The sequence below is a fragment of the bacterium genome (assembly GCA_026708015.1).
Taxonomy (GTDB): domain Bacteria; phylum Actinomycetota; class Acidimicrobiia; order Acidimicrobiales; family Bin134; genus Poriferisocius.
Map to the genome: position 1 here is coordinate 45,784 of JAPOVT010000041.1, position 18,958 is coordinate 64,741.

At 61.3% G+C, this 18,958-nt stretch carries 20 protein-coding genes; 15 read left to right on the forward strand and 5 right to left on the reverse strand.

From position 1 onward, the window contains the following. The first annotated feature begins 4 nt into the window (after positions 1-4). From OXG30_08795 to OXG30_08805, 3 genes are all read left to right on the forward strand, one after another. On the forward strand, positions 5-160 hold the full coding sequence (locus tag OXG30_08795; protein MCY4134994.1) for a hypothetical protein: 156 nt from the start codon (positions 5-7) through the stop codon (positions 158-160). After that, a complete protein-coding gene (locus OXG30_08800; protein ID MCY4134995.1) occupies positions 157-954 on the forward strand; it encodes a hypothetical protein in 798 nt (265 codons plus the stop codon). Before OXG30_08795 ends, OXG30_08800 begins: the two co-directional genes overlap by 4 nt. A gap of 115 nt (positions 955-1,069) precedes the next feature. After that, positions 1,070-1,924, forward strand: coding sequence for a crotonase/enoyl-CoA hydratase family protein (locus OXG30_08805; protein ID MCY4134996.1), 855 nt, complete (start codon positions 1,070-1,072; stop codon positions 1,922-1,924). A gap of 11 nt (positions 1,925-1,935) precedes the next feature. On the opposite strand, the gene OXG30_08810 is transcribed toward OXG30_08805, so the two are convergent. Further along, positions 1,936-2,463: an O-acetyl-ADP-ribose deacetylase gene (locus tag OXG30_08810; GenBank protein MCY4134997.1), complete on the reverse strand. Its 528-nt coding sequence runs from the start codon at positions 2,461-2,463 to the stop codon at positions 1,936-1,938. Positions 2,464-2,908: 445 nt separating this feature from the next. Beyond that, the gene (locus OXG30_08815; protein ID MCY4134998.1) at positions 2,909-4,114 is read right to left on the reverse strand and encodes a DUF222 domain-containing protein; all 1,206 of its coding nucleotides are present in this window, start codon (positions 4,112-4,114) and stop codon (positions 2,909-2,911) included. 88 nt (positions 4,115-4,202) lie between these two features. On the opposite strand from OXG30_08815, the gene OXG30_08820 reads away from it, so the two are divergent. The 5 genes from OXG30_08820 to OXG30_08840 all read left to right on the forward strand — a co-directional run bounded on the left by OXG30_08820 (position 4,203) and on the right by OXG30_08840 (position 9,833). Beyond that, the gene (locus tag OXG30_08820; protein MCY4134999.1) at positions 4,203-4,817 is read left to right on the forward strand and encodes a DUF4357 domain-containing protein; all 615 of its coding nucleotides are present in this window, start codon (positions 4,203-4,205) and stop codon (positions 4,815-4,817) included. A 381-nt stretch (positions 4,818-5,198) separates the two neighbouring features. Next, positions 5,199-6,545: an AAA family ATPase gene (locus tag OXG30_08825; GenBank protein ID MCY4135000.1), complete on the forward strand. Its 1,347-nt coding sequence runs from the start codon at positions 5,199-5,201 to the stop codon at positions 6,543-6,545. Positions 6,546-6,622: 77 nt separating this feature from the next. After that, positions 6,623-7,738 (forward strand): hypothetical protein, encoded by a 1,116-nt coding sequence (locus tag OXG30_08830; protein ID MCY4135001.1) that lies wholly within the window; start codon positions 6,623-6,625, stop codon positions 7,736-7,738. A 53-nt stretch (positions 7,739-7,791) separates the two neighbouring features. Beyond that, entirely contained in the window at positions 7,792-8,985 is a 1,194-nt protein-coding gene (locus OXG30_08835; protein MCY4135002.1) for an aminomethyltransferase family protein, read from the forward strand. Then, entirely contained in the window at positions 8,985-9,833 is an 849-nt protein-coding gene (locus OXG30_08840; GenBank protein ID MCY4135003.1) for an LLM class F420-dependent oxidoreductase, read from the forward strand. Before OXG30_08835 ends, OXG30_08840 begins: the two co-directional genes overlap by 1 nt. A gap of 47 nt (positions 9,834-9,880) precedes the next feature. Here the strand turns inward: OXG30_08840 and OXG30_08845 are convergent, their stop codons facing one another. After that, a complete protein-coding gene (locus tag OXG30_08845) occupies positions 9,881-11,197 on the reverse strand; it encodes a thioesterase family protein (GenBank protein ID MCY4135004.1) in 1,317 nt (438 codons plus the stop codon). 55 nt (positions 11,198-11,252) lie between these two features. Here OXG30_08845 and OXG30_08850 point away from each other — a divergent pair, with 55 nt between their 5' ends. From OXG30_08850 to OXG30_08860, 3 genes are read left to right on the forward strand one after another with little or no spacing between them, the layout of a single operon-like run. After that, on the forward strand, positions 11,253-12,470 hold the full coding sequence (locus tag OXG30_08850) for a CoA transferase (GenBank protein MCY4135005.1): 1,218 nt from the start codon (positions 11,253-11,255) through the stop codon (positions 12,468-12,470). Further along, a complete protein-coding gene (locus OXG30_08855; protein ID MCY4135006.1) occupies positions 12,470-13,576 on the forward strand; it encodes a Zn-dependent alcohol dehydrogenase in 1,107 nt (368 codons plus the stop codon). Before OXG30_08850 ends, OXG30_08855 begins: the two co-directional genes overlap by 1 nt. A 6-nt stretch (positions 13,577-13,582) precedes the next feature. Continuing rightward, complete coding sequence (locus OXG30_08860; protein ID MCY4135007.1) at positions 13,583-15,082, forward strand: neocarzinostatin apoprotein domain-containing protein; 1,500 nt, start codon at positions 13,583-13,585, stop codon at positions 15,080-15,082. On the opposite strand, the gene OXG30_08865 is transcribed toward OXG30_08860, so the two are convergent. After that, complete coding sequence (locus OXG30_08865; protein MCY4135008.1) at positions 15,079-15,903, reverse strand: cytochrome P450; 825 nt, start codon at positions 15,901-15,903, stop codon at positions 15,079-15,081. The genes OXG30_08860 and OXG30_08865 overlap by 4 nt on opposite strands. 137 nt (positions 15,904-16,040) lie before the next feature. Here OXG30_08865 and OXG30_08870 point away from each other — a divergent pair, with 137 nt between their 5' ends. Both OXG30_08870 and OXG30_08875 read left to right on the forward strand, forming a co-directional pair. After that, positions 16,041-16,790, forward strand: a complete 750-nt coding sequence (locus OXG30_08870; protein ID MCY4135009.1) for an SDR family oxidoreductase — start codon at positions 16,041-16,043, stop codon at positions 16,788-16,790. A gap of 53 nt (positions 16,791-16,843) precedes the next feature. Beyond that, positions 16,844-16,966, forward strand: a complete 123-nt coding sequence (locus OXG30_08875) for a hypothetical protein (protein MCY4135010.1) — start codon at positions 16,844-16,846, stop codon at positions 16,964-16,966. A 262-nt stretch (positions 16,967-17,228) separates the two neighbouring features. On the opposite strand, the gene OXG30_08880 is transcribed toward OXG30_08875, so the two are convergent. Continuing rightward, positions 17,229-17,861, reverse strand: coding sequence for a TetR/AcrR family transcriptional regulator (locus OXG30_08880; GenBank protein ID MCY4135011.1), 633 nt, complete (start codon positions 17,859-17,861; stop codon positions 17,229-17,231). Positions 17,862-17,917: 56 nt separating this feature from the next. Here OXG30_08880 and OXG30_08885 point away from each other — a divergent pair, with 56 nt between their 5' ends. Beyond that, on the forward strand, positions 17,918-18,148 hold the full coding sequence (locus OXG30_08885; GenBank protein MCY4135012.1) for a hypothetical protein: 231 nt from the start codon (positions 17,918-17,920) through the stop codon (positions 18,146-18,148). Between the two features lie 23 nt (positions 18,149-18,171). Beyond that, positions 18,172-18,957, forward strand: a complete 786-nt coding sequence (locus tag OXG30_08890; GenBank protein MCY4135013.1) for a TauD/TfdA family dioxygenase — start codon at positions 18,172-18,174, stop codon at positions 18,955-18,957. Position 18,958: the final 1 nt, after the last annotated feature.

The following is an 18,958-nucleotide window of genomic DNA, read 5'->3' on the forward strand; positions in this document are numbered from 1 at the left end:
CAGTATGAATTCGTGGGTGATGTACGACGAGCGCCCTGACCTGGTGTGCGTGGAGCCTCAAAGCCGCGCGCCCGATGCGTTCAATCGCGACCCCGAAGTCTTGGAACCGGGCGAGACGCTGAGTGTATGGATGAAGATCTCTTGGGACCTTGAGGGATGAGTGTGGATCCCGAGGGCTGTTTGGCTGCTGAGCTTCGAGGGACACCGTCGGACCAGTTGCCCGGCATCCTGGCCTTTGGAGACGGCGATGTGACGGCCGTCTTTGTGTCGCTGTCGGCGCGCGACCCCGACGGACGCGATGCGGAATATTTGGAGTGGCATACCCTCGACCATCGGGCCGAACAGCATCGGCTGCCCGGACTCCGCGGTTCGCTGCGGTTCGTGTCCACATCGGAGTGCCGCTCGGCCCGAGCTGCGGTCGACCCTCGATACGAGGCCACCGATCACGTCATGGCATATCTGTTTGCCGACCAAGCCCCTATGGACGCGTTCTATGGACTGGGAGAGGAGCTCTTCAAAGCAGGCCGGATGCAGCACCGACTGCCCGCGGTGGAAGGTGATCTGTACCTGTTGCGTGGTAAGGCGGCAGCACCAAGAGCGGTGGCTGGTGCCGATGTCCTCCCATGGCGTCCCGCACATGGGCTGTATCTGCTGCTCGAACTTGGGGTCGCCGCACCCGATCGTCTTGTCGAGATTGATGGCGTTGCCGGGGTGTGGTGGGCGACCACTGATTCAGAGAAGATCGAGGCTCGCCCCTGGTTCGGCTCTCTTACATCAGCTACTGAGGGGGTGAAGCAAGTCAGTTTGTGCTTCACCGACGAAGATCCAATCGACGTCGCTGAGCGAATAGAGCCGGTCTTGAAGGAGCGATGGGCTGACGGCTCAGCGAAACCCTTGCTGGCCGCGCCTTTCCGCGCGGTCGTCCCTTACGAGTGGGATCGCCACCTGCCCTGACCTCGAGCCGCAGGGAAACTGAACGCCGTTGGCTGAGAGCTGGTGTCCGCGTGTTCCGCCGAAGACATCCTGTGTCTGATCGGCACACGCAGCGGCACCGTTAGATTGGGGCCCCATGAGCGACAACTACGTCTTGTACGGCACTTCTGGATCTATTGCGACCATAACTCTGAATCGTCCTGAGTATCTGAATGCCATCGTCCGGCCCATGTGGACGGAACTCGACCACTTCATTGCGGAGGCAAACCGTGATCCGGAGATCAAGGTGATCGTGTTGCGGGGCGCGGGGCGGGCGTTTTGCGCCGGGTTCGACTTCGGTGCCGACGGCGATATGGCCGCCGTGCGGAGCGAGGGCCGGGATTGGGACCCAGGGCGCGATGCCATCGGTGTCACCAATCGCTGGGATGCGCCGGTGCCCAACTTCATGGGCCTCTGGTCGAGCCCGAAGCCGACCATTGCCCAGGTTCATGGATGGTGTGTGGGAGGCGGCTCAGACATGGCCCTTTCGTCCGACCTCGTGATTGCGGCGGAGGATGCCCAGATCGGCACCCCGTATTCCCGGATGTGGGGCTGCTATCTGACCGCGATGTGGGTGTATCGGCTTGGTCTGGCCAAAGCAAAGGAGTACGCCCTGACCGGCAAGCCGCTTTCGGGGGCCGAAGCAGCCGAGGTAGAGCTCATCAACCAGGCTGTCCCGGCCGATCAACTCGATGAGACCGTGGCGGAGTTGGCCGAGCAGCTTTCGAGCATCCCGTCAACGCAGTTGGCGGCCATGAAAATGGTCGTCAATCAGGCGTACGAGGCGATGGGTCTGAGGAACTCGCAGATCATCGGTTCGCTCCTCGATGGGGCGATGCGCAACACCCCCGAAGCCCTCGCATTCATCGAGAAGGCCATGACCGAGGGCGTGCCTGCTGCGGTAGCTCAGCGCGACGGCCCCTTCGGCGATTACAGCCAGCGCAAGAAGTAGGTGGAGCCGACTCAGAGATCAGTGCCGTTGCTGCGATCAAGAATGCCCTGGTAGGCATCAACGGTTTCTTGGTTGAAGGCAAAGAACCGGATTTCCGACACGGAGGTGGGGGTAGAACGGACGGTCTCGATAGCGATGGCGGCCGCAGCCTCAATCGGATATCCGAAGACCCCGGTGGAGATAGCCGGAAAGGCAACCGTCTCGGCTTCAACCTCGTCGGCTCGGGCCAGCGATTCCCGATAGCAAGAGGCCAGCAGTTCTGGTTCCCCGTGGTCGCCGCCGTGCCAGACCGGCCCCACGGTATGGATCACCCAACTGGCCGTGAGGTTAAAACCCGGCGTGATCTTGGCCTCCCCGGTCTCACATCCACCCAACGTGCGGCAGCACTCGACCAGCTCCGGCCCCGCCGCCCGATGAATGGCACCGTCCACCCCGCCACCCCCCAGCAGCGTGTGATTGGCCGCATTCACAATGGCATCCACGTCCTCATCTGTGATATCGCCCAGCACCAGCTCAAGACGTGGACCTGCCTTCTTGATGATCCTTGGGAGAAACGCTTGCTTCGGGATTGATGGCACGGTGAGTTCCCAGTTCATCACTGGGTCTTGTCGCGATAGGCCCTCAGTTGAAATGGAACCACCCATGAGGTGCCCGACGACGAGCATTTCAAGAATCTGACTTTCGTTCTGATCTGAAGAGCGCCTGTAGATGGATTCGTCACCGGTTATGGCGGCGCTTTCGATGACATAACCGCCCTCAACCGGAGCAAACGTTGCCTCATAGATCCCGAACCCCGTCCAGCTGCGATGGGCATAGAGTCGGTCGTCTTCCACGAAGATGAACCATTTCTCATCCATGATCTGGGGGACATAACCCTGCCGGATGCGCTCCATCTCCTCTTCGGTCCAAATCCGAGCAGGAGGGGGAATGACCTGGGGCATCTTGATTGGCTCGTTGCTCCAGTCGCTGCGTTGAGCAATGCGGTCATTCATTCTGTTGGCCAATCCTAGGTCCGCCCCTCGGCGGTGGCTTCTGCCAGGGTGGCCGTAGGTAGCGGCGACCAGAGTCTGGGTGCTTCTCCACAGCCCAGTTGTTGTGATGAACCTTGTCGTGGCAGGAGTGACACAACAGCACCAAATTTTCGGGTTGGGTGGGTCCGCCGTGTTGCCATTCGATGATGTGGTGCGAGATACACCATTCGGGTTCCACCCGGCAGCCGATGCAGCCCCCATCTCGGGCTTCGAGGGCTGCCCTGAGCGCGAAGTTGGGGTGGCGGCTAACGGTGCCCAGCCAGATGGGCTCGGTGTCGGCTTGTCGAAATAGACCGCAGAAGATGTCGGCGTCACAGGCCAGCTTGTGGAACTCAGATCCCGGTAGGGGAGTGCCGTCAGCCAGACGGGGGTTGCCCAGCTTGTTGTCGACGAGGTCGTAGTCAGCCATCAGTAGCAACGTGGTGCCCTGGGGCTGCTCTTTGCCGCCCTCGGAGCTCTGTCGTGTGATGAGCTGCTCCAAGGCGTCTGCCCGGCGGTGCCGGTCTGAAATGTGATCTCGGCCTCGCTTGTTGTCGAAGCGCCAGTTGGCGTCAGTCTTGGCGTTGAGCGACTTGCGAATTCGGGCCGCCGCAGTGGGATCGAACAGGGCGTAGAGCCGCCACATGCCATCGTCTTGTTCGGTGAAGCTGGCCGTTCGAGCTTGCTTCTGGCGCTCGTGGCGGGCTTCCCCGTCGTCGCCGGCCAACTCGTTCTGATGGTCCCGCATCGTCTTTCGGAACTGGTCCGGCGTCTCCGTTTCAGCCGCCTCCAGCATCTTCTGCTCGTCCATCGGCCCGTTCTCCGACGCCCTACCCATTATCCGAGCGTGCTCAGGAGTGATCCGGCTATCCACCAAGGCATCCCGGGTCGCCCCCAGCTTCTCCAGTTGTGCAGCTTCGTCCATCGTCTTGCGGGCCTGTCCTTTGGACACCCGCAATCCCTCCAATAGCCCATCCACCGTGTCACCCACCCGCGACCGCCGCTTCTTCTCCGCCACCACTTCCGCAATCAACCCCGAAACCCGGCTCTGCACCCGCCCCAAATCCCGCAACCGAGAGTCCAGCCCAGCGGCATCCAACCCCCGAACATCCACTGCCGTCAACACCGAAGAACCGATGTCGGCGGCGGTGTTCACCCTGGTCAGAGTCCCAAACTCCATGCCAATATCTTATCGACCCCTATGACAACATCTTTCTAGAGCAACCTTGTTGATCAAGCCGTCACATCTCACAAGTAAAGTGCTCGGCGTGGCTGATCATGTAGAAACCAAACCAGACTCGTCGGGAGGCGGCCCGATCTTCCGTCTTGAGCTTCCTGGCTGTAGCGGTACCGGCGTATTGCTTCCCGACGGACAATTTCTGGTTCATGCCGGTGCAGTTGGGCCTGCCGAGACGGTGGCGTCGTTCGACAAGTATGCCAACAGCTATCGCCGGCAGCTCCGCGAGGAACTGCTCGACAACGGCACTCTTCTAGTCGATGGTGACCGTGTGGTGTTGACACGTGACTGGGAATTCAATTCGCCAAGTGCAGCAGGAGGAGTGCTGATAGGTAGGCACAGGACCTGGCTTGACAAGTGGCAAGACGACGATGGCAAAAAGTTAAGGGAGTACCTGCGTATCGAGTCGAGCAATTCCGGCGATGGTGGCCCTGACCCTGGGTATACCTCGCCAGCGGAGATTGAGTTCCGACAGTTGTGGTACGAGGCGCATGTCGCGAGATTCGTTGCGGATGAAGAACACTACAGAGCGGCCAAGTACGCCACGGACGGGTTCAAGGCAAGTGCGGACGAAGCTCTCGGCCTGCTGGCTGATCTTCGACGACCCGGTGGCCTTGACCGGTTTATCAAGGACATTCGGAAGTGAGCCGTAGCACCGGGGACACTGGACTTCAATGGCTTCGCCGGACAGTTGTTGCTGAACCGGCTATACGATCGAACCGACGAACCCCAACGATTCGCTCATCTGCTGGCCGAATCGCTCACGGTTCCAGCTTCCGATCAGGAAGCTGTCGAGAAGCTCACGTCAATGGTGGACTATGTGAAGTCCATCAAGGTTGGAGCATACCCAGCCCCTGGAAGTGTGCCCTTCCTCTTGTCGTACTTCTGGGCACTTGCCGACTGGGAAAGCTGGCCGGTGATGTGGGCAAGTGCTGTCCGCTTCATTGAGTTCTCTACGGGTGAAAGCCTCCCAGATGATCCTCCCAAGAAATATCGGGCGTTTCTCCAGAGGGTTCGGGAGCATCATGTGGAGTTTGAGACAACCGCCGCATGGTGGCAGAACCAGCGACCTGTATTCCTTGACGAAGTACTGGCGGATCGCGCTGCTTTCGGGCTCGACGCTGAGGCTTCCCCAGAAGGTGACCTAGAGATCAACGCCCGCGCCCTCGTAGGTATCGCCAACTATTGGGGCAAACAGCTTGCCGAAGACGTCGAAGATGCGCTCGGCCACTCAATCAGGGTGAACTTGCCAAAGGCCATTAGTGCCAGGCCCGACCTCTGGGTGGATTGGCGCATCAACGAGGCCGCTGAGAATGGGCTCAGTATGCGGGTCTGGGTAAACGACCAGGGCGCAGCCGTTGCCCTGCGCCCTGGAGTAAACCCTCAAGGCTGGAGGGACGAAGTTGCGCCGGTCCTCAAAACAGCCGAATACGACAGCTGTCAAGTTCTCGGCGGATCTAGTTCCCAAATCGGCGAGGATGTCGGACTCCGAGGGACCAACTGGGCAGAATTCGTCTACGGTCGGTGGTTCCAACGGGAAGAGTTCACAGATGTCGACTTGGCAGAGACGGTTGTCGAGACGGCTACGCAACTGAAGCCGCTGTTCGATGAGCTGTTGGCCCTCGCTAAGGGCACGCAGAAAGAACCACCCACCGGTGGCGACGACACCGAACCGATAGAGGATCTGGCTGCGGAGCTGTTGATTCAACGGGAGTTCTTGGACGATGTGGTAGCCCTGCTGGAGGACAAGGGGCAGGTGATCTTCTACGGGCCGCCGGGGACAGGGAAGACTTACCTGGCTCGGGAGCTTGCCAGGGTATTGGCCCCTGATCCGGGGCAGCGGGCGCTGGTTCAGTTCCATCCTTCTAGTTCCTACGAGGACTTCTTTGAGGGATACCGGCCCGAAGCCGTAGACGGCGACATGACTTATCAGCTCACCCCGGGTCCCCTCGCGCTCATGGCTGAACGAGCCGAGAACTTCCCTGGTCGCCAGCATGTGATGATCATCGATGAGGTCAACCGGGCCAATCTTCCCAAGGTGCTGGGCGAGCTTGTGGCACAAGTCAACGACGAACTCAAAGATGCATTAGGTGGGGACGACTTGCTTGTCGGGCCAAGCCACTTCATGAAGGCGGGCTTAGACGCCGAGGCTGTGCGGCGAATTTGGGAGTACAACATCGAACCGTTCATCGAAGACCAGTTCTTCGGCGATCCTGCGGAGATCGAGCGGTTCAGGTTTGACAATGTCTATCGGCGGTACCGCAGCTATTCGGGTCAAGACGAACTGGAGGCGGTCCAAGAACAGCCCGCAACCACCGAGCCGTCCGACGAGGACGACGAATCGCAAGAAAACCAACACGGCGAGGCGGAGTGATCAACACGATCACGCTCTACGAGTACGAGCGGAAATCGCATCGGATCTCTGAATCCCAATCACGTCGCCTTGCCTCCGTGGGAAAGGGCGCGATCACCGTAGAGCCGGAGGCTCACCACGGTTACTACTCAATCACCGCCCAGAACATGGTAGGCACCCTGGTGGTCGATGATCTCCGGGTGCTGATCCGCCCGAAGATCCGCCCTGAGAACCTGTTTCTGCTGCTGGAAGTGGGCTTGGACCCAAATGCTTGGCGGCAGGAGGCCTTCGACTACGCGATAAGCGCCAACCTATTGCCTTCGGTGATTGCCTTCTATGCACGCACCTTGGAGACCACCCTGGCCCGAGGACTCCTTCGCTCGTACCGCCATACCGAGGAGCGGCTGGTGTCGCTGCGGGGGCGTATCGACATGGCCGGGCAGTTCCGCCAAGCAGGAATCCGGGTGCCGGTGGCGTGCCGATTCGACGAGCACACCTCCGACATCGCCGAGAACCGCTATCTGAAGGCCGCAACCCGATTGGCACTGAGGGTTCCCGGTGTGGCTCCAGAGGATCGTCAAAGGTTGCTCCGGGAGGTCGTGTCACTGGAGGATGTGGCCGACGTCCACGTTCAACCTGACGAACTCGACCGAATTGCGTTCACCCGTTTGAACGTTCACTATCAGCCTGCGCTGCGCCTCGCCCGACTGCTGCTCGCGAATCTGACTCTGGCCGACCGGCTCGGGCACAACGCCGCTTCGTCGTTCCTGGTGGACATGAACCAACTCTTCGAAGACTTCATCCCCCAGCGGCTTCGGCGAGAGCTTCGCGGTCGACTCGAAGTGCTGAGTCAGTTCGGAACTCATCTAGCCGAGCGACGTCAGGTGCCGATCCGTCCTGATCTTGTGTTCCGGAGGCAAGGCGTAGAAGTTCTTGTCGCTGACATCAAGTACAAGCTGACGGGCGACGCTCAAGCCCGAACTTCGGACTGCTACCAGCTGCTTGCCTACACCACAGCGCTGGACCTCCCAGAGGGTCTCTTGATCTACTGCCTCGCTGATGGCGGGCGACCTGAAGGGGTAGTGACTGTTCGGCATGCAGGCAAACGACTTCACACCTTGGCCATCGACTTGTCCGGTCCATCCAGTGCGGTTGCTGCGGAGATCTCCGATCTTGCTGGGTGGATCTATGGACGGGCTCGGGTCGCGGCCTGATCTATTACTAGGCAGGTCAGAGGTGATGAGTGCCCACTAAATTGAGGGCCTTGATGGCAGGGGAGAAGAGCTACTACGTCGACTCGCTGGGTTCGATCAAGCTGTCCCCATATCGGCTGAACGAGTCGCCGTGCGCCCACCGGTATGTGACTGATCAGACGATTTTCGCCTTGTACTGCGGTCGCCTGTATCCCCTGAAGCATTCTGCGGACGAGGATCCGCTTCCCAGCTATTGGAAACTGCGCAATGGCGTCCTGTTGTACGACGTGCCGGAGATGCCGCTGGAGATCGTTGGACCTGACGCCGGACGGCTGCTGGAGAAGGTGCTCGTGTGCAGTGTGGAGTCGCTCGGGATAGGCCGATGCCGTTACGCACTGGCCTGCAACGACGACGGAACCATGGTGATGGACGGCGTGATAATGCGACTGGGGCCGGAGCGCTTCTGGTACGTGAAGGCCAATGGCGAGTTCACCACCTGGCTCCGAGCCAATGCCTTCGGCCTGGATGCCGAAGTCAGCGATCCGCGGTCGCAAGTGCTCCAGATCCAGGGACCGAAGTCGCTCGATGTGCTCAACGCCGCCATGGGCGGAGGCTTGTCGGCTGACTTCCGATATTTCCGCGCCGGGTTCTTCGACTTGGGCGGCCAAACCTTGTGGGTGTCTCGCACCGGTTGGACCGGAGAAGTGGGTATCGAGGTCTACACCAACAGCGGCCCGGAACCGACAGATCACGATGCGCTGTGGGATCACCTGTTCATCAGCGGCGAGCCGTTCGGCATGGAGTTCAGCACGTCCACTTCAATGGGCATCCGACGCATCGAGGCGGGGATCTTGGACAACGGCAGCGACATCGAACCGGATCTGACCCCGTTCAGTGCCGGCCTCGGCCATTTTGTCAACTTCGACAAGAGGGAATTCATCGGCCGGACCGCACTGGAATCCGCCGATCGCAGCCAACTCCTGTTCGGCCTGATATGCCCAACCGCAGTGCCAGAAGCATTCATGGGCATCTACTTCGAAAACCGCCCGGTGGGGCACATAACCGTCGGCACCTGGTCACCCACGTTGGAGGCAGGTGTGGGTTACGTCCGCTTCGACCGGCCGCTGGCTGACGACGACTGGCTAGGAAAGACAGTTCTTCTTCAAGATCAAGAGGGGGATCTGCACGAATCGACGGTGGACTTGCTGCCCTTCATCGACAAGGAGAAGCAGCTGCCCCGAGCGGCGTGGGGTGAAGGAGGCCAGTAATGCGGCTTGGGATTCATCTGCCTCAGTACGGTCGAGCGGGTTCATCAGAGGCGATCCAACAGGTAGCAGTGCGAGCCGAAGAGATCGGGCTGGCCGATGTGTGGGTGAGCGACCACATCGTCTATCCGGCTGACCAGGGGTATCCGGCGTCGTACCTGTTCGATCCGCTGCTCACCCTGAGCTGGGCAGCGTCGGCAACTCAGCACATCGGGCTGGGCACCAGCGTGATGGTGGTGCCCCAGTACCACCCGCTTCACCTAGCCAACAGTCTGGCCAGCCTCGACCAGCTAAGTGGCGGTCGCCTGACCGTTGGAGCTGGAGTGGGATGGTCGGCTGCTGAGTTCTCAGCACTCGGACAGGATTTTCACACTCGGGGGGCGCGCATGGACGAGGCGCTGGAGATCATGCGCTTGGTGTGGACTGAGTCCCCGGCCTCCTACCAGGGGAACCACTATCAGTTTGAAGACATCAAGGTGCTGCCCCAACCGGCCCATGCAATCCCGATTTGGGTCGGTGGCAGCAGCCAGCCGGCCTATGACCGGGCCGCCGCGGTGGGCGACGGATTTCAGGGGCTGAGCAAGCCTCCCGAGGAGATGGGAGAGATCGTGACCGGCATTCGGGCGCAGTTGGCCGAGAGTCGCCCCGACGCCGATTTCACCTTCTCATACCGCACCGGTTGGGATCCCCAGGGCATGGATGCCTCCCAAATCCGCGAGGAGCGGGACCGCTACGCCGAGGCCGGTGTGGAGCATGTGGTGTCGGCGCCGTGGAGAATTGACGCCGACGCATGGATCCGGTCGATGGAGCTATTGGTCGAAATTGTCGAGCCAGATCTCGTCACCCAGTAAATCGGTGAGATCGCACAGGTCTGAAGGCAGGGATGCCCCGCCCTCGGTCACATGGCTGAGGTGAAGCCGCCCATCTGCTTGGGGTCGGCGTCAAAGGATCGCACCATGGCGTGAAGCGAGTAAGAAGCCACCAGTCGGCCGTCCTGGGCGAAGATGCGTCCTTGGCCTTGCACGTGGCCGCGTCCGGCGTAGATGGCCGGATTCTCGTAGAGGTGCCAGTCGGCCGCATCGGCTTCTTCATGAAAGGCGATGTCGACGGTCATGGGTCCGGTTGACAGGGTCTTGTGGGCCAGCGCCTCGGTGACGCCCTGGAAGGGCCGCATCGACGCACCGATGGTGTAGTGGGTGGTGGCCTGGGCCAGCAGGGCAGCCTGCATTGCCGGAGCCTCCGGCCGGTCGCGATATCGCATCCACACGAATAGCTCGGGGGGACCCACATCGTCAGGGTCGAAGTTGTAGGCGCCGTCCACCACCCGGATGTCGCGCCCGATCACACCGAAGTCTCTCAGGGGGCACTCAAGCGGATCGGGTACCTCCGGCATCTCGGCGGTCACCCGGTAAACGTCCTCAGCTCCGCTGTCGAGCAGAACCAATCCCACGGCGCACAGCTTGTCGTGCTGGACGATCCGGGTTTCCACCGTGGAATAGGTCCGGCCCTGGCGCAGGACATCAACTTCGACGGCCAAAGGAGAGTCGAACCGGGCCGCTTTGGTGAAGACCATCGACGCCGACACAACTCGCTGGTCGGGCACAGTCTTGGATGCCGCCACTATGGCCTGGCCCAGGAGATGGCCGCCCTCGATCACCTGCCGGGGTCGGAACCGATTGGGAATGTCCACGAAGGTACCGAGGGGCGGGTCGGGGAATGACGGGCTGGTGAAACGTCCTTCGCCGTCGGGTACCACGTCTATCAATCGAGCCAGGTCGGCGGCGGTGCCCCAAACAGGGAAGGGATAAGCCACCACATCGCCGTTGTCCTCGGCCACTTCTTCAAGGAGCGCCACTTGGACCCGATCGGTATAGAAGGCCACGTGGCCCTCAAGGCCGGCTACTTCGGGAAATGGTCCGCGGTAGGCCCAAACCACGTTCTCCTCGGTTTGGTCGCCAACGGCAAGCGACCAGTAGTCGGCCTCGCCTTTGAACGGGCAGACGGTGTGCAGCTCGGTCTCAGTGAAGTGCTCCCAGACCACATCGCCCACGGGGAAGTAGAGCTGGTCTTGGTGATCTGACTCCTTGACGATCAAGCATGAGTCGCTCTCGGCCACGATGGCGCCGTTGAACGTCGCCCGACCCCGACCCGACCACGGAACCAGATCGATGGCATAGCCGGGGTACCGGCCCCAGGCAGATTCAATCTCGCTCACACCAAGATCGTATTGCTAGCGTGCCCGCCAAAGAGGACCGGAAGAGGGGCTGACCATGGTTCAACCAATGGAGGGCATCCGCATCCTGGATGTCTGCGACCACACCTTTGTGCCTGCCGCCTCCGCGGTGCTGGCCGACTGGGGGGCCGACGTCATCAAAATCGAGCACGCCCAGCGGGGCGACGCCGCTCGCGGCTTGGGATCGAGCGGCGCCCTCGATCTCACCGGCAAAGTCCACGCCATTCTGGGGCACGCCAATCGAGGCAAGCGCAGCCTCGGCCTCGACCTCCAAACCGAGGAGGGATTGTCGGTGCTGCACCGATTGATTTCCATCTCCGATGTCTTCCTCATCAACAAGCCGCCCAATGTGCGTAAGCGTCTCCACATCACCGAAGAGGAGGTGCGGCAGCACAACAAGGACATCGTGTACGCCGCAGGCACCGCGTGGGGGCCCAAGGGGCCAGAAGGCGATAGGGGTGGTTATGACATGACCTCGTTCTGGGTGCGATCAGGGGCAGCGATGGCCACCTGGTACACCGACGACGAGCGAATGCCCTCGCAACCCGGGCCGGCCTTCGGCGACTCCATTGGGGCAATGACCATCGCGGGAGGAATTGCCACCGCGTTGTTCCACCGAGAGCGCACCGGCGAGGCCCTATCCCTGGAAGTCTCCCTGCTCGGGACCGGCCTGTGGGCCATGGGAGCCGGTGTGGCCATGTCTCACGTCAGCAACACACCGTGGCGGCCGATCGATTTGAGTGGGGCCCGGCAGCCGTTGCTAGGCAACTACGTCACCGCTGATGGGTACACCATCAACATCACCTGCCTTCAGCCCCTGCCGTATTGGCAGGAGTTCTGTCGAGTCATCGGACGCCCGGAGCTGATTGAGGATGAGCGTTTCACCTCCTATGAGACGCTTACGGAGAATGCTGGGCCCGCGCGGGAGATTGTTAACGAAGTGGTCTCCAGCCGGACCCTCGAGGAACTTCGAGAGCTGTTCACCGACTTCTCCGGCCAATGGACCCCGGCGCTCGACACCCTGGAGATCATTGACGATCCCCAAGTCAAAGCCAACGGCTACGTCCAGGATGCGGAGACCCAAGACGGGATTCCGTTCAAACTGGTGGCAGTGCCCGTCCAGTTCAACGGCGAGCCCGCGGCGCCGGGACGGGCACCGGGCTTCAATGAGCACGGCGATGAGATACTCACCGAGAACCTGGGCATGGACTGGGAAGAGGTCATCGATTTGAAGGTCAAAGGAGTGGTTGCCTGATGAAAGCTGCCGTCGTCTACGAGGCCAAAGAGCCAATCGATGTCGTCGAATTCACCTCTGGATCCGTCGGCCCCCACGATGTGCGGGTCAGGGTCGGGGCCAGTGGGCTGTGCCACTCCGATGTCGCGGTGCAGACCGGGGATTTGCCGTTTCCGCTTCCCATGATCCTCGGCCATGAGGGCGCAGGCGTGGTTGAGGAAGTCGGCAGTGAGGTAACCACCTGCCAGGTGGGTGACCACGTAGTGCTGTCGGCTCTTATCCACTGCGGCGTGTGCCGGAATTGCCTGAAGGGCCGGCCCAACCTGTGTACCGCGAATCTGGAGTTGACGTTTCCCGGCACCGACGCCGCTGATGGCGCCCCCCGCATGGCTGACTCGAATGGCCGGGGACTTTATCAGTTCTCAGCCATCGGCACCCTTGCAGAGGAGCTTGTCTGCAACGAGCGGCGGGCTATTCCGATTCCCGACGACGTGCCGCTGGAGATTGCCGCCATGACCGGTTGCGGCGTTCTCACCGGCACATCGGCGGTATTCAATCGGGCCAAAGTCCAACCGGGCTCCTCCGTGGTGGTGATCGGTTGCGGCGGCGTGGGGCTCAACGTGATTCAAGCTGCCGCGCTCGCTGGGGCCAGCACCATCATCGGCGTTGACCTTCACGACGACAAGTTGTCTATGGCTCAGGGCTTTGGGGCCACCAATCTGGTCAAGAACGAGAGTGCTGAAGCCACCGTGGAGCAGATCTTCGAACTCACCGGCGGCGAAGGTGCCGACTATGCCTTCGAAGTGGTCGGCATACCTGCGTTGGTGAGCCTGGCCTGGGACTGCTTGCGCCAAGACGGCACTGTGGTGGCCATCGGCGTCCAAGCCGCTGGAGCGATCACCGAACTTCCCGGCCTCGAATTCTGCATGACGGAGAAGACCCTCATGGGCTGCGTGTACGGCACATCGCGGCCGACAACGGACATTCCGATGCTGGTTGAGATGTACCGCCAGGGCCAACTGGAGATTGAGAAGCTAATCACCCACCGATTCGATCTCGAGGAAATCAACGGCGCCGTTGAGAAGATGGAAGACGGCCACAACGCCCGCGGGGTCGTCGTATTCTGAGTCGCGATGTTGGACTCGATGGGCCGTGCTGTGGCCATCATTTGCGTCTTTGCTCTGAGTGCAGTCCTGCTGGTGTCGTGCGGATCGTCTGGTAATCAAACGCCCGAAACGCCAGGGGACGTCTCAGAAGTCGACACTGCCTCGGACCCCACCCCTTCCGCGGAGGCCACTGGCTCCGATCAGACAGACAAAGACTCGGATGGAACCACAGATCCCGTCGCCCCGTCGGCTCCTCCTAAAGAGCCGGAAGAGGCCGCGGACGAGCCAGCCCCGATTGTTTCCGGACTCGGCTACATCGAGGAGACTTTCGTTGATCACGACCGGGCCACTCCGCCTAGCGGCAACGATCCGAGCAAAGACAGCCGTACCCTTCGGACCCTCCTGGTCTATCCGGCCGCGGTGGATGGCTCAGCCACCAGCCCTGTAGAGAATGCCCAGCCAGCAGGCGGCCCGTATCCGTTAGTCCTGCTGGCCCACGGGCTGAGCGGCTACCCGGAGGGATATGGAAAGTTCCTGGCCGCAATCGCTTCAGGCGGATACGTCGTCGCCGCCCCTGAATTTCCCCGCAGTTCGAGATTCAATCCTGGTGGTGCTGACGCGGGCGATACCGGATCTCAACCGGGCGATTTGAGCTTTCTGATCGACACCGTCGTCCAACTCGGCGCCGACCCCCGATGGCCGCTGGCCAACATGGTAGATAGCAGCAAGATCGCGGCAATCGGGCATTCCAATGGGGCGATCACCGTGCTGGGAATCGGCGCCAACAGCTGTTGTCGCGACGAGCGGGTTGATGCGGTGGTGCCCATGGCAGGTCCGCCGGCACCGTTTGAGGGTGAATACGACTTCACCGACACACCGCCAATCTTGATAATCCACGGCACCAAAGACCCCCTGATTCTTTACGCAACCTCACCGAAGCTGTTCAACGACATTTCAGCGATCAAGGGCCTGTTGACTCTTGAAGGCGGAGACCACGGTTCTTGGCTGGGGTCGGACAGCGACTTATTTGGCGACGTTGTCACCACCACATTGGATTTCTTGGCCGTGGCTTTCGATGGCGACGAGCAGGCCGCCACCCGCTTGCAACAGCCCCGCTCATCTCCCAGCGCCGATCTGGTATTCGCCGCCGAGGCGAACTCCGGTCTAACCGTGGAGTTCGAGGTGCCCGAGCTCAGCCGTCAGGCATCGGCTGAGCCGACAACCGGCTTGGTCGACGGACAGACCGTGGTGGTCACCTGGAGCGGGTTCCTCCCCGAACAGACCGTGAATATTCTCCAGTGCTCGCAAGGCGGCATCGAGGGCTCAGGAGTCTGCGACTTCTCCAACGCCAGAATCCTGCATCCCAATCCCACCGGCGAAGGCTCGGTGGAGCTGACAATCATCGTCGGGGCGGTTGGCAGCGGCATCTGTGATGCCAACGTCGACGATTGCGTGATCGCGATCAACGACTCCGGCCTCCAAGATCCCGAGGCCACGATCCGAATTCCCCTCAGCTTTGCTCGCTAGCCGCTAACCCGAACAGAACGAGGGCCGCGGAATTCGAAGCCGTGGATCTCGATCTGCTGGTCCGGTTCCAAAACTAGATCAGGAAAGCGGGCGAAAAGGCGCTCGGCCCCTACTCGCACTTCTTGGTGGCCGAGCCACTCTCCCAGACAGCGGTGGGTGCCGAGGGCGAATGCGGCGTGGGTGCCCTCTCGGCGGTCGAGGTCGATCTCCGTCGGGTTGGTCCAATGGGACTCGTCAAGGTTAATAGACCGCAGCACCCCGCTCACCAGGTCTCCGGCCCGGATTGGCGTGCCATCCAATTCAAGATCCTGCGTGGCTTGGCGGGTGATTGTTCCCACTGGGCTGTACACGCGGAATACCTCCTCGATGAGGCGGCGTAGCTTGGCCTGGGCTGCACCAATCTGAGACTTGAGGTCGGGGCGAGTCAGGAGAACCCAGGTCACCATGCCAATGCCGTCCCGGGGCTCGTTGATGCCTCCAGAGATCATCAGTCGCACGTTGTTAACGATCTCCTCTGGCGTCGCCCCCTCCTGAACGAACCACGAGATGGCCGAATCATCGTCGCCAGCCGAATCGATCCGCTCGGCGATGGCTGCACCGAGCTCAGCTTTAGTCTGCTCACCAATGGCGGTCAGGTCCGGGTCGTTCTCGAAGTTGGCCAGGTCGGTACACAAACCCTCACACCACGTCAACATCTTGTCGAAGCCGTGCGCGTCGAGTCCGAGCACGGTGGCCAACGATCCTGCCGACAGCGGCTGGGCATAGTCGGTCATCAGATCGAACCCCGCCGGATCAACGGTATCCAGCAATCGATCAGCCATCGGACCAAGCTCATCGGAGGAAAAGGCGCCGCTGCGCCCACCGGGCTGGAACGGTGGTTGCATGATGGCTTGGAGGCGGGTGTGCTCCGGAGGGTCGACCGCGAGCGTAGGATTCCAGTCGATCAAGAGGTGGTTGTATGAGACTTGAAGGCAAAGTGGCCATTGTCACCGGTGCGGGGGGCGCTGGCGTTGGAGGTTTGGGGGTCGTCTACGCCCGGGCGCTGGCCAGCGAAGGTGCATCGGTTGTTGTTGCTGACATCGACGGCGAGGCCGCAGTAGAAGTTGCTGAAGCAATTGCGGCAACCGGGGCTCGGGCCATTGGTGTTCGGTGCGATGTTGCGTCAGGAGACGACATCGATGCCATGGTGCAGGTCGCCGTCGACGCGTTTGGCGGGGTGGACATCCTGGTCAACAACGCCGGGCTGGCCCGGGGGAAATGGAGTGAGGCGTTGATCCTGTCCGCCGAAGAATGGATGGAGATTCTGGCCGTGAACACGGTTGCGCCGATCATGTGCGCCAAGGTCTGTGCTGAGTCAATGCGCGGCCGCGGCGGCGGCGTCGTCGTCAACCAGTCGTCAAACGGAGCGCTGATGGACGCCGGTGCCTACACGGTGTCAAAACTCGCCCTCAACGGGGTCACTCGGGTCTTGGCCGACGAGTTTGCCGACGACAACATCAGGGTCAACGGCATCGCACCGGGCATGATGACTGCGAAGCTCCCGGAGAAGCAGGTCCAGACCCTGCTGGCTCGCCAAACCGTAAGACGACAAGGGCAACCCGAAGATCTGGTCGGGTTGCTGCTGTACCTCTGCTCGGACGAGTCGAGCTTCATGAACGGCCAGACCGTGGTGGTCGATGGCGGCATGGCCCGCAGCCCGAAGAATTGACCGAGGACAACCAACCAACTGACAGTGAAGGGGAAATAAGGCAAACTGGGAGCATGGCCAACTCTGAGCTCGTCATCGACGTGGACACTCATGTGACTGAACCGCCAGACACGTTTGTGTCTCGGGTTCCTGACAAATTGAAAGACCGGGTGCCCCGGGTCAAGCGCACCGAGTAGGGCAAGGACCACTGGTTTGTCGGCGGCGAAGTGTTCTCATCAGTGGGAATGACCGCGGTGGCCGGGTGGCCCAAGAGGCCGAACTCCCCATCAGCCCCCACATCGGCAGCGGCGACACCACAACCGGTTTCACTCCAGAGCGGATGGCGGCCCACGGCAAACCCTCGACCTACGCCTACGCGTCATTGGAGATGTTCCTGAAAATGGGAGAACGCGGCCGCCCTCTACCGCATCGAGGGCCCCGAAGGTTAGAGCCCGAAGGTTAGAGATTGTCGAAGTAACCCAGAATCATCTCTTGGAGATTGCGGAGTCGGGGCTCAACATTGGCTTGGTTCAGAGGAGAGCCGGCCAAAGCCAGGCTGCACAGACCGCTGGTAGCGGCATCGGTGAGCGCCATTAGGCGGTCAGCCGTCTCCTGGTCGAGTTGAGAGCCGAAGAACTGGCCACAAGCGTCCGCTAGTCCTCGAAACTCCCGAGCGTCGTACCACTCTGCCTGCTCATCGGAGCGGTCCTCGGTTGCGTAGTAGGAACTGAACGCCCCGCAATAGCGAAAGGCAGACTCTTGCGTGGCATAAGCCGCGAAGAGTGCATTCACGCAGTGGCGGCCCGCGTCGAGGCCGCTGACTCCAGAAGGAACTTCTGCTCGCGTGGCCTCCAGGATCGAGTCGAGCATCAGGTTGTACACCTCAAAGGCGATGGCGCCGCACTCGGGGAAGTGGCGGTACACCGTGACCCTGCTGACGCCGGCTTGCTCGGCGATATCGCCCATGGTGGTGGAGGCAATCCCCTGGCTGAGGAACAACACCCGCCCGGCCTCAATGATCGCTGAGCGGCTGTTGGTGTTCAGGTCCTCGTGGTCGGAGCGGTATTTTCGGAGCTTGCTGGACTCACCCATCGGGCAAGCATACCGGCAGTCAATCAACGGTTAGAAGCGTCAATTCGGGAGCGCAGATGTTTGAACGACGGGCCTACATGCTGGATGCCTCCAGAGACCGCGTGCCAACCCAGCAGACTTTGGAGTGGTTGGTAGGAGTCTTGGCACAGCTTGGATTCAACGAGCTCCAGCTCTATGTCGAGGCAGTGGCACGGGGGATGGAGGTACTTGCGGAGGCGAGAGAGCGGTTCTCCCAGTCGATCGGGGGGCCACGGGGCCCAATCGTGGCCGCGCTGCTCCGCCGTTGATGGCTGATTAGAGTGCTTCGACTATGGAGATTCGGCAGTTGGCAGGGGCACTCGGCGCAGAAGTGCTGGGGCTGGATCTGACCAGCGAGGTCTCCGACACCGAATTCGCGTCGGTACGGGATGCGCTCCACCAAAGCGGCGTCATCTGCATTCGCGACCAGGGAGCCATGACCCCTGAAGACCAACTGGCCTTTGCCGGGAATTGGGGGGAGATTTCTATCCATCCTTACGTGCCCTCTATTGAGGGCTACCCGGGGATCATGAAGATCTACGATCCAAACCCCATCACCCAGACCTGGCACTCCGACTCAACCCATATGCGGCACCCCCATGCCTACACTCTGCTGTTGGCTCGGGTATTGCCCAAGGTGGGCGGCGACACCATGTTCGCCTCCGCCGTCAAGGCATTCGAATCGCTGTCCCCAGGGCTTCAGGAGGCACTCCGGGCGCTCTCTGCTGTACACGAGGGAACCAGCCGGGCTGCTGAAGCCGGGCTGGAGCATGAGGCGGTCGTCGCCGTCCACCCAATGGTACGGGCTCATCCTGACACTGGGGCAGAGGCGCTGTTCGTCAACGACAACTATGTGACCCGGATCGATGGGTGGACTCCCGCGGAGAGCCGCCCGCTTCTGGAGTTCCTCTACGGAGTAATCGGCCGCTACGAGAACACCTACCGACATCGCTGGCGCCACGGCGACCTGGTGGTATGGGACAACCGATCTACCCAACACGCCGTCGTGGGCGATGTGGCCGGCGAAGAGCGAGTCCTCCACCGGGTGACGATTGCCAGCAGCGCTTCTGACGGGTGAG

Bases quoted from the DNA above. Each gene is read 5' to 3' on its own strand.
- OXG30_08850 (MCY4135005.1), top strand. From the start codon at position 11,253: ATGGTTCAACCAATGGAGGGCATCCGCATCCTGGATGTCTGCGACCAC.
- OXG30_08860 (MCY4135007.1), top strand. From the start codon at position 13,583: ATGTTGGACTCGATGGGCCGTGCTGTGGCCATCATTTGCGTCTTTGCT.
- OXG30_08855 (MCY4135006.1), top strand. From the start codon at position 12,470: ATGAAAGCTGCCGTCGTCTACGAGGCCAAAGAGCCAATCGATGTCGTC.
- OXG30_08805 (MCY4134996.1), top strand. From the start codon at position 1,070: ATGAGCGACAACTACGTCTTGTACGGCACTTCTGGATCTATTGCGACC.
- OXG30_08875 (MCY4135010.1), top strand. From the start codon at position 16,844: ATGGCCAACTCTGAGCTCGTCATCGACGTGGACACTCATGTGACTGAA.
- OXG30_08835 (MCY4135002.1), top strand. From the start codon at position 7,792: ATGGCAGGGGAGAAGAGCTACTACGTCGACTCGCTGGGTTCGATCAAG.
- OXG30_08885 (MCY4135012.1), top strand. From the start codon at position 17,918: ATGTTTGAACGACGGGCCTACATGCTGGATGCCTCCAGAGACCGCGTG.
- OXG30_08815 (MCY4134998.1), bottom strand. From the start codon at position 4,114: ATGGAGTTTGGGACTCTGACCAGGGTGAACACCGCCGCCGACATCGGT.
- OXG30_08840 (MCY4135003.1), top strand. From the start codon at position 8,985: ATGCGGCTTGGGATTCATCTGCCTCAGTACGGTCGAGCGGGTTCATCA.
- OXG30_08870 (MCY4135009.1), top strand. From the start codon at position 16,041: ATGAGACTTGAAGGCAAAGTGGCCATTGTCACCGGTGCGGGGGGCGCT.
- OXG30_08795 (MCY4134994.1), top strand. From the start codon at position 5: ATGAATTCGTGGGTGATGTACGACGAGCGCCCTGACCTGGTGTGCGTG.
- OXG30_08890 (MCY4135013.1), top strand. From the start codon at position 18,172: ATGGAGATTCGGCAGTTGGCAGGGGCACTCGGCGCAGAAGTGCTGGGG.
- OXG30_08800 (MCY4134995.1), top strand. From the start codon at position 157: ATGAGTGTGGATCCCGAGGGCTGTTTGGCTGCTGAGCTTCGAGGGACA.
- OXG30_08865 (MCY4135008.1), bottom strand. From the start codon at position 15,903: ATGGCTGATCGATTGCTGGATACCGTTGATCCGGCGGGGTTCGATCTG.
- OXG30_08880 (MCY4135011.1), bottom strand. From the start codon at position 17,861: ATGGGTGAGTCCAGCAAGCTCCGAAAATACCGCTCCGACCACGAGGAC.